We start from the raw sequence: 1,335 nt of genomic DNA, 5'->3' as shown, positions 1-1,335 counted from the left end.
TAATTCTTCATAAGTTAATTCTTTGAGTGTGTTATCTAAGAGTTTCATTTTTAAACATGATAGTTTTTTCTGAAAAAATAAAAGGTAATTATGATATTTATCATTTTTTTCCTGTTTAAAAATTTTTTACAAAGCAATATTTTTTTAAGTTCTAACAATCGTTTTCGTAATAATAAGAAATGTTTAGTTGAAAATGTTTGATAAATTATATTAAATTCCGGTCGTGTATTTTTGAATTATTTTACCTTTCCAGATATTTATTTTATTTAGATCGTTCATATTGGCGAAAAGAAAATGTTATTACTCTGACAGTTTATGAGAGATAAATTTGTAAGAATGACATATATATTCAAGGAAAGTTTTTATTGAGTTTAAATTAAGTACAATTCAATAAGAAAGCTCTTTAAAAGATTTTAATTTTTTAAATAAAAATATTCAGATATTTAGTGCATCTAAAAAGTACCTTGGAGGGAATGGCTGATTTGCGCTATTTGAATAAAATTTTATGTAAGATTTGCATCGATAGTTTAAAATCTCTTCTAGATATGACTGGAAATTAGGTATATTTGTAATGCTTTTTCTGTGGGATAAGCAAAAAGTTAATTTGAATGGAAGAAAAAATTATTGAGTAATACCCTTAGATCAATAGATAGTTTGTGAAGGTATTACATAGTTTTTCAAGAATAGAACTTAAAAACGCTAAATTATGCAGAGTCAGAAAGCGTAAACTTTAAAAGATAAAGTTTTAAAAGCCGATTCATTCACAAGTATGTGTAAAATAAAATATTTATGTCTAATATGAGAGAATAGGTGAATCTTGATTCTATTGATTTTTTTGCCTCTATCCCTCATCTTTTTGAAGCTTTTTTATGGCTTCAAGAGCGAGTTTTTTACGGTCTGCGCTCTTTGTGTAAAGAGATGTCATAGCATCATTTGTCCAGCCAAAAATTGCTTTGAGTTGTGATACTGTTGCACCAGAATTAACTGCGCGTGTTGCTGCTAATTTTTTTAAGCCATGTGCTGATTTTTTGATTCCCGCTACGTTACAAGCCTCACGAAAAAGGTTGCCAAAACTTTCTTTAACTAGTTTTTTACCTTCTTTACCACAAATGAATGTCTCTTCTCCAATCACATAACCTTCATAAGGATGAGTTCTTTTTGTTTTTTTGTAGCTTTAGTGTAGCTATGCCAATTAGAGCTGTTAAAGTATTGTTTAAGCAGCCATGCAAATAACCCTTCAACAAGTTTACCGGTTTTGGATTTAGGAAGTATAAGTCCTTGTAACTCGGCAAGTGCGCTTTTGTAGTTATCAACAAACTCTTGCGTTCCATAGGT

The 1,335-nt window shown here is 29.1% G+C and carries 1 pseudogene; it reads right to left on the bottom strand.

Annotation, left to right across the window (positions count from 1 at the left end):
• Nucleotides 1-841: 841 nt before the first annotated feature.
• A pseudogene (locus ACFIL8_RS10405) lies at nt 842-1,335 on the bottom strand (tyrosine-type recombinase/integrase); the annotation flags it as partial.

This window comes from Bartonella sp. AP57NXGY (assembly GCF_042195805.1).
Classification (GTDB): Bacteria; Pseudomonadota; Alphaproteobacteria; order Rhizobiales; family Rhizobiaceae; genus Bartonella.
The sequence above is the reverse complement of the archived record's forward strand: the minus strand, read 5'-3'. Positions and strand labels throughout refer to the sequence as shown.